Annotated in this window: 8 protein-coding genes and 1 other RNA gene; 2 read left to right on the top strand and 7 right to left on the bottom strand. The window is 49.0% G+C overall.

Going from position 1 to position 8,024, the window contains the following annotated elements; translation table 11 throughout:
• Positions 1 to 241: 241 nt before the first annotated feature.
• Together ssrS and BSZ32_RS05080 are read right to left on the bottom strand one after the other, a co-directional pair.
• Positions 242 to 421: non-coding RNA, 6S RNA (gene ssrS / locus BSZ32_RS05085), on the bottom strand.
• A gap of 84 nt (positions 422 to 505) precedes the next feature.
• A complete protein-coding gene (locus tag BSZ32_RS05080) occupies positions 506 to 1,936 on the bottom strand; it encodes a glycerol-3-phosphate dehydrogenase/oxidase (RefSeq protein ID WP_105042429.1) in 1,431 nt (476 codons plus the stop codon).
• 38 nt (positions 1,937 to 1,974) lie between these two features.
• Between BSZ32_RS05080 and BSZ32_RS05075 the strand changes: the two genes are divergently transcribed.
• Positions 1,975 to 2,691 carry a glycerophosphodiester phosphodiesterase gene (locus BSZ32_RS05075; protein WP_165788654.1) on the top strand — a complete coding sequence of 239 codons (717 nt, stop codon included), beginning with the start codon at positions 1,975 to 1,977 and terminating at the stop codon, positions 2,689 to 2,691.
• Entirely contained in the window at positions 2,679 to 3,452 is a 774-nt protein-coding gene (locus BSZ32_RS05070; RefSeq protein ID WP_105042428.1) for a hypothetical protein, read from the top strand. The genes BSZ32_RS05075 and BSZ32_RS05070 overlap by 13 nt, the downstream gene beginning before the upstream one ends.
• 55 nt (positions 3,453 to 3,507) lie before the next feature.
• Here BSZ32_RS05070 and BSZ32_RS18690 read toward each other — a convergent pair whose 3' ends face one another.
• The 5 genes from BSZ32_RS18690 to tgt form a co-directional block, all read right to left on the bottom strand.
• Positions 3,508 to 3,654, bottom strand: coding sequence for a hypothetical protein (locus BSZ32_RS18690; RefSeq protein ID WP_165788653.1), 147 nt, complete (start codon positions 3,652 to 3,654; stop codon positions 3,508 to 3,510).
• Between the two features lie 50 nt (positions 3,655 to 3,704).
• Positions 3,705 to 4,538, bottom strand: coding sequence for a hypothetical protein (locus BSZ32_RS05065; protein ID WP_105042427.1), 834 nt, complete (start codon positions 4,536 to 4,538; stop codon positions 3,705 to 3,707).
• A gap of 77 nt (positions 4,539 to 4,615) precedes the next feature.
• On the bottom strand, positions 4,616 to 5,749 hold the full coding sequence (lpxB, locus tag BSZ32_RS05060; protein ID WP_105042426.1) for a lipid-A-disaccharide synthase: 1,134 nt from the start codon (positions 5,747 to 5,749) through the stop codon (positions 4,616 to 4,618).
• A gap of 114 nt (positions 5,750 to 5,863) precedes the next feature.
• Positions 5,864 to 6,187, bottom strand: a complete 324-nt coding sequence (yajC, locus tag BSZ32_RS05055; protein ID WP_240610567.1) for a preprotein translocase subunit YajC — start codon at positions 6,185 to 6,187, stop codon at positions 5,864 to 5,866.
• An 11-nt stretch (positions 6,188 to 6,198) separates the two neighbouring features.
• Positions 6,199 to 7,374, bottom strand: coding sequence for a tRNA guanosine(34) transglycosylase Tgt (gene tgt / locus BSZ32_RS05050; protein WP_105042425.1), 1,176 nt, complete (start codon positions 7,372 to 7,374; stop codon positions 6,199 to 6,201).
• Positions 7,375 to 8,024 lie beyond the last annotated feature (650 nt).

The raw sequence follows: 8,024 nt of genomic DNA, 5'->3' as shown, positions 1-8,024 counted from the left end.
GGGTTAATAGTCAGCTGAGCTGAGATGGAGGGGACGCCGAATAATTAGATTCTAGCGGCGTTGCGCCTCAGTCACATAGCCAGCTCCTTCGTAAAGACTACGGCGCGCAGGCTGCTATGTTCCTTCCTTGTACCTTGTTGCAAACCAATCCCTCGACGTCATTCCGATAATCTGACTATTCAAATGGTATAATGAGTTGTCCAAGTATATAGCTAACATCAATAGATGTAGCAAAAACTTAAAAAATACCGCCATGCCGTCCATAGAACTGAAGCCACTGATCCGAAAGCTCAGTAGGTGGGAACGTCCATTGGGTCTTTGTCTTCCTGAAAAGGCATGACATCAACCCTCTGGGGCAGCTCCCGTAATTTAAATATCGGCCTGGACTCGTTCTATATAGGGACGAACATGGTAGCACCTGAAATATAGATGGAAATGGGTTTTGAGCAACAGGAATCGCTAACAATTAGAGTTTAAAATAAGAATTATGCATAACCTGTGTCAGCTAGTCAGCGTTAGCTCGAAGTTTTTGGATAGCGAGTTCCGCTGTAGCTGCTTGATTCTTTGCGAGCTGAGTGTCCAGCATGCTTGTGCGAGTGCGACGAGCTAGGATGTCATCGGCATTTCTGGCATACCTGTCTCGAAAGCAAGATTCTATGATTGATAGTGAAAGTTCGACAGAGGGAGCTGTGTCCACTGGGCTTAGGGGAGGGAGTGCACCGTGGTCTGTAAGTTTGAGATCTTTGGTATTACAGATGCGGAGAGGGAGTCCATGTCTGAGAATGGCCGCATCGATAGTGTCTTCTGCCATCTTTCTGCAAGTCGTCCATTTTCCTCCAAGAATAGAAATGAGGCCATTGTCTGAGATGTCGATGATGTGTTTGCGGGACAGTGATGCCGTAGAGCTTTTACTCGCACGACTGACAAGCGGCCTTAGCCCAGCCCAGCTGCTGGTGATGGACTGAGTATCGAGGTTGAATGTCGACTGGGCTTCTTTGATGAGAAATTGAATTTCTTGCTCAGTAGGGATCGGATGGAGTTCTGGGAGCTTAGTCGGCTCATCTGTGGTGCCGATGAGTGTGTGACCTTTCCACGGCACTGCGAAAAGCACTCTGCCGTCGCTTGTTTTTGGGATAATAAGTGCGTTTTTTGAGCCTAATGGTTCACCTGGAACGACGATGTGTGAGCCTCTTGATGTGCGGATTGACCATTTGATCTGGCTGTCGTTTGCCTGACGGAACACATCAGAAAATATTCCAGTAGCATTGATGACAAGCTTAGCGTCCATTCGCCATGATGTATCCGTCTCTATGTCCTTGGCTATGACGCCAGTGATTTTTCCGTTCTCGATGTTAAGTTTTTCCGCGGAGACATAATTGATAGCTAAGTTGCCAGAGGCGTTGATGCATTGGGCAAATGCTATAGCAAGTGCGGCATCATCAAACTGGGCATCGGTGTACGCGATTCCACCTGTAGGCTTGGTTTTTTTATAGCGCGGTAGCTGAGCCATGAGTTCGCGCTGGGAGAGTAACTCGGCAGGTCTGATATTGGACTTTCCGGCGAGCGAATCGTAAATCCACATCCCGAATCGATAGTAATAGCGAGAGAGTGGAGTGTGAGTCGGCAAAATGAAGCGCATCGGTTGACTGAATTCCTCAGCGTTTTTTAACAGTAGTGAGCGCTCGTGCAGAGCTTCGCGGACGAGACCAATTTCCCCATTTTGTAGATACCTCACTCCTCCGTGCAGAAGTTTTGTGGAGCGGCTAGAAGTTGCTGTAGCGAAGTCAGCTTGCTCTAATAAGGCGACTTTGTAGCCCCGTGAGGCTGCGTCCCAAGCTGTGGCTAGCCCAGTGGCGCCACCTCCAATGACGATGATGTCCCATGGACCGTCATTCTGAGCTTGATCGATTAGTATTGTGCGTGGGTCTGCTGGCATGGAAGTTAAAACTAGGAGTTGCTCTAGTAGACTACTCTATGAAAGAGTTAGATGTGAATGAGAAACTCCCATTTCTAGTGATTGGTCACCGCGGCTGTGTAGGAGCAGAGCCTGAAAATACGCTCAGAGCAATACGCAGAGCTATAGAGTTGGGCTGTATGATGGTAGAGGTCGACGTCTATTTTGTCGATGGAGAATTGGTAGTTCATCATGATCAAAGAGTGGACCGCACTAGTAATGGTCGGGGGAGACTGGATGGATACACCTTCGAGTCGTTGAGAGAGTTAGATTTTGGTAAAGGTGAAATTATACCTACTTTAGAAGAGGTGCTAGATCTTTGTTTGGGACGTACTGAGGTGAATATTGAGCTGAAGGGACCACGGACAGCGGCTCCAGTTGTGTCTCTGCTGTTAAGGCGTGAGCGAGTAGATAGAGTGATTCTCTCTAGCTTTGAATGGGAGCAGCTTGGCGAAGTGCGTGAGCTTAGCGATGTTTCAGTCGCTGTACTGGTTCAACATGCTCGGCAGTTTCCTGAAGGGTTGGATCTAGCGGAGAGCTTGGGTGCGCTATGGATCAATCTAGGTCTAAAAATTCTAACCCCAGCGAGAGTGGCTAGTGCTCACGGTCGAGGTTTGCAGGTGGCCAGTTACACGGTGAAAAGTGTTGGGGACTTAAAAAAAGTATTAGCCTCTGGCGCGGATGCGTGCTTTGCAGATGACCCTAAAATGGTAATAGATTTCTTATGCGATATGTAAATTTTCTGCTGACTACGCTGTTAGCGCTTTGTGCCAGTTGCACGACCCAACTCGATGTGGTGACTATTCCTCAGAATGAACCGGTGATTCGAGCTGTAGAGAAAATGCCACGTGGCGGTGGATACTCGACGCGACCAAAGGCACATCACGGGCTGAGCCATTCCATCCGAGCTGGGCGAAGGGGGGGCTTAGATCTTAGGGCGGGCAAAGCGAAGCCTAGTTATTGCTCGGGGGCTACCTATCATGTGTTGCTATCGATGGTTCAGGAGGGGATCGATGCTGGTGTGTTAGAGCTGAGTTCTAGTGAGGTTCAGGCATTGATGATGCAAGGTCAGGGCGATGGGATAGGAATCTGGGGACGCTGGAATTCCAATGGTCCTGGTGCTGCAAAGCTAGTGAAAGACTTAAGGATGGGGATCAACTTTGAATCGTACGAAAAAGCACAAGCGGGTGACTTTATGAAGATATTTTGGTCCGACCAGATTGGCAAACATGAATACGGGCATTTGGTGGTCTATCTAGGAACTCACCAATTGCACGGCGAGGAATACGTGAAGTTTTGGTCAAGTAATCAACCACGGGGTTACGGTGTAAAGTCGGTGCCGAAAAGGGCCATCAAGTGGGCCGTGTTCACTCGAATTACTAACATCACTAATATTAAGAATGTGGATAGCTTGTCCCATGAAGATACGTTTTTGAGCGGCATGCTCAGACGTAGTTATTCAAGAGCAACAGTGCGTAGCCGTTGCGCTGTTCAGTAAAATGCTTTTAGAGCCAGTAGGATGAAGTGATTTCTACCGCGAAAGATTCGAAAATCTAGTACGATGAAATTTTTACCACGAATCGACACGAATCGACACGAATGACGAGGATGACGAGGATGACGAGGATGACGAGGATGACGAGGATGGGACGTTTCTCCGAAATGTCTGGCGAGGTGTAGATGAAAGCGGCTGGAAGCACGCTTCTGCGAGGGAGAACTTTTTCCTCACTCCTCTAGCCTCTATGCTTGGCTAGTTCGCCAACTTTAGCAAAAGCAGGCGGAGTTGGTCGGCGGCCTTGAGTGTTGCTTTGCTGAACTCAGGGGTGATCTCTTGGGTGGCTTTCTTGCGAAGAACTGGATGCGTGATCTCTAGGAAGTTTGCCTCACTCTTTGATGCTAGTTTGACAGGTTCAGATACAATAAGTTTCCAGTCGTTCGGGTCGGTAATTTTGACGTCACTCTGTTCCTTGAGAACGATGACTTTACGGATCTTTTGCTTCTTTGAAGTGAGGGTGTTCTTTCGCAGCGACTGAGCGTGTTTACTGGCACTTTGCGTTTCAGGGCTGAAGACGAATCGAAGAGAATACAAGGGCTTTTCTGCGGTTAGGGAGCGTATCAAAGAAGGTGTGAGACCTATTTTTGCGGCGTCAGCTGGGCCTTTTTCTCCGACGAGTTCGATGACGAGCACGACGAACTCATTTTCTTTAATTCCTGCTATATCGGTGTATGTGAGTTTGAGTTTTTTCTGCCCGTTGGAGGTAATGTTAGTTTCTGTAAATTGGATGCCTATGCCGCCTGGGCTCACAGTTCCTTGGATGAAGCGATTGACAGCTTGGGTGTTATTTCTGCCCACTTCGGTGACGATGTTTCGTTTGCCGATGAGAAGGGAACGATCCATAGCTGACTCTATGTCATCAGCGTTGATGGCTACCGCGACTTGAAATTCTAGTTGAGCTTCCTTTTCATCGTTCTGGCGAAGGTGGTGAACGACACTGGTGATAGAGCCGACGACGAGGCCGATGGGAAGGATCATGATGATCCACCAAAATTTGCGCGCACTTTTTTTGTCGATAGATTTAGACATGTGAAAATGTTTAGTTGTCTTAGAGAAGACTCAATGGAGAGATCAATCTCTACGCAGAAGCTGTCACCTCGGAACGGCTATCTTGCAAGCACTTTTACAATGCTCTCAGCAGCACGTTTGTGGCATCCTGGCTCACCGAGCTTTGCCGCTGTTTTTGCGAGTTCAGTTTGGACCTTTTTTGTGAATTCTGAGTCTGCCAAGAATTTATCGAGAGCGTGCTGGATGTGACATGGGTCGGCATCTCCCTGGATAAATTCCTCCACGACTTGCTTGCCTGCTAGAATATTCACTAGTCCAATGTAGTCGACCTTAATGAGCACCTTGCCGATGAAGTAGGTTGGCCAAGCGATGCGGTATATAAGGCAGTAGGGTAAGCCGTAATACGCGGCTTCTAAAGTGGCTGTACCGCTGGCGATCACTCCGCAGCTGGCGTTTTGCATGAGTGCGTGGCTGTCGCCCACTGTGATTTTTACGAGCTCATTAGGAAACTTGGCTTTGTCGAGTAACAAGTGCATTTGCTCGCCGAGCTTTTCTGAGGCGGCTGGGGCTTGAAATCTGAGCGATGGGTGTTCGCCGCTGAGTCTCCGCGCGGTTTCCAGCATCACCGGGAATAGCCGGGCGACTTCACGCTCGCGGCTACCAGGGAAGAGTCCTACTAGCTTAGGGTCACGCTCGACAGTGGTTTTCTTTTCAATGAGCTCATCGACGATGGGGTGGCCGACAAAATCAGTGGGCAGGCCAGCGCCTTCAAAAATGGATTTTTCGAAGGGGAAAATACAGATCATTTGATCGAGCAATTCGGCCATCTTAGGGATGCGGCCCTTATTCCATGCCCAGACTTGAGGGCTTATATAGTAGATGATCTTGGTTTTTGGCAGAGCTTCGCGAACGGCTTTGGCCATACGAAGGTTGAAACCAGGGTAGTCAATGAGCACAAGAGCATCGGGCTTAGCCTCGATAACCTCTTTGAGCATGTGATCAAATTGTTCCTTGAACCAAGAATAGTGCTTGAGTACTTCCCAAATACCCATGACTGCGGCATCTTCCACCCAGTCGCGAGTGTTGCCGCCGCTAGATTCCCGCATCTCAGGACCGCCGGTTCCTAGGAGTTGGACTCCAGGGATAGCGTCCTTGAGTGCGAGCATCAGCTCGGCACCATGGGTGTCGCCGCTGACTTCACCTGCGATTAGATAGATGGAAGTGCTTCTCACTGGTTAGGTTATAGAGTGCTATGAGGGAGGAGAGAAGAGTGAAGTGCGCGGATGCAATAAAAAAGGCCCACTGCTATGCGAGGGGGCCTTTTAAAATATATGCGAACGGGTAGATTACTTAGCCGCCTTTTCGTCCTTGTTAGTGACAACAGTAGCGATAGCTGAGCGATCGTACTTCACAAATGTGTTGTCAGCGATGCGGAGTGATACGGTTGTGTCGCCAATAGAATTTACTGCAGCATGCATGCCACCGATGGTGATGACCTTGTCTCCCACTTTGAGTGAGCTTTGCTTTGCTTTGAGTGCTTTTTGACGTTTTTGTTGCGGGCGGATCATGACCACCCACATGACGACGAAGAGAATGCCGAACATGATGATGGTTTTCATTGGGTCGCCGCCTTGTGCGGCTTGGGCTAGAGTGAGAAATGTGTTAGTCATAGTGATAATGGTTATTTAGAATTTGCGGTGTAGCGACCTATGAAGGCATCTTTGAATTCCGAGAACGTTCCCGCCTCGATTGCTTCACGTGCTTGCTCCATGAGTTGTAAGTAAAAATGCAGATTGTGGTAGGAAAGCAATCTTAAAGCGAGCATTTCCTTGGCGCGCCAAAGATGGCGGATGTAGCTGCGGGTAAAACGCCTTACGCTGGGGTGGGTGGTTTCGGTGAGTGGTCGTTGATCGAGCTCGAACTCTTTATTTTTAATGTGGATGGGACCATCGTGGGTGAATGCGAGTCCGTGGCGCGCCACGCGGGTAGGCATCACGCAGTCAAACATATCAACACCACGAGCGATCATTTCTAACATCTGTGGCGGAGTGCCTAGTCCCATAGCGTAACGTGGCTTGTCTTCAGGCAGGTGAGGGACGGCATTGTCGATAGCGCGGATCATTTCGTGCTCTGGCTCACCAACGGATATTCCGCCAACAGCGTAACCGTCGAAACCGATTTCGATGAGTTCCTTGGCGGAGCGCTCGCGGAGGTGAGCAAAAGTAGAGCCCTGCACAATGCCGAATGCGAGCTGGCGCTTCACTGGAGTCTTCTTATCGTCGTCGATCTGGCTGGGGTCGACCTGCCACGGGACGACTGTGTCGATGTTCTCGTCGTGCCAGATTTTACAGCGCTTTGCCCAGCGAGTGGTGAGAGCAAGTGATTCCTCCGCGTACTTCTCGTCGCATGGGTACGGTGGGCATTCGTCGAAGAGCATGGCGATGTCAGAACCGAGGGTCGCTTGGATTTCCATGCTGTTCTCTGGAGTCATCATCATTTTCGAGCCGTCGAGGTGGTTGGCGAACTCGACTCCCTTCTCAGAAATTTTGCGAAGCTTAGCGAGCGACCACACTTGGAACCCACCTGAGTCGGTGAGGATTGGTTCGTCCCAGCTAGAAAACTTGTGGAGCCCCTGAGCGGCACGAATGACTTCAAGTCCCGGACGGAGGTTGAGGTGGTAGGTGTTACCTAAGATGATTTGAGATCCTAGATCGACGAGGTCGTCTGGGTGGAGGGTCTTGACGGTGCCCTGGGTACCAACTGGCATGAAGATCGGGGTCTGGATGACTCCGTGCGCGGTGGTGAGTTCACCGCGGCGCGCCTTAGTTTTTTCGTCGGTCTTGAGAAGTTTGAACATTCCTTGAAAATTTGCTTAAAGACTTCTAAGCATGGAATGGGCTGGTGGTCAATGGCAGTGGTCGACGGTCGTTTGTAGCGTCAGTGGTAGCCAAATGGTGGATTGCTATATCTTTATTTAGAGGGTTTTCTTCTGTGTTTGTGATGGAGTAGTGATACAAAATAATAACTTTAGGGTTGCGCAGTTTGAAATCTGCGCGTAGTTCTTTCTACGTAAAGCAAATCAACTGATGCCAAACAATTATCCACATTCTTATTTTAGCAAGTTCTCCTCTGGGGGATCTTGGTCGGGTATGATGGCGGGTGGTATTCAGGAATATTCCTTTATTTGCCATTGGTCCTTTAAATCGAAAGGAGGAATGCGAGCTACATAAACAAGTATACTACAATAGATACGAATTCAATGTTGCTCGCTTTCCAAAACTGGAAGCGAGTTTTTTTGTGCTCGATTTCTGGTTAGGTAAGCCTCCTCACTGAGTCGGATGTCGAACTTCCATGAAAGACGCAAGCGGCCGATCGCGTTTCTAACTGTGCGACAATTGCTGCCCGAGAAGGGTCAATCAACAATAAGCCTACCATGAGTAGGTCAATAAAATCACAGGTGTCTATATACCTGTGGTTATAAAATGCCATCTCCAAAATTTAAATCCG

The organism is Rubritalea profundi (assembly GCF_002954445.1).
GTDB lineage: Bacteria > Verrucomicrobiota > Verrucomicrobiia > Verrucomicrobiales > Akkermansiaceae > Rubritalea > Rubritalea profundi.
Note: the sequence above shows the minus strand (reverse complement) of the source record. Positions and strands in the feature narration are given on the sequence as shown.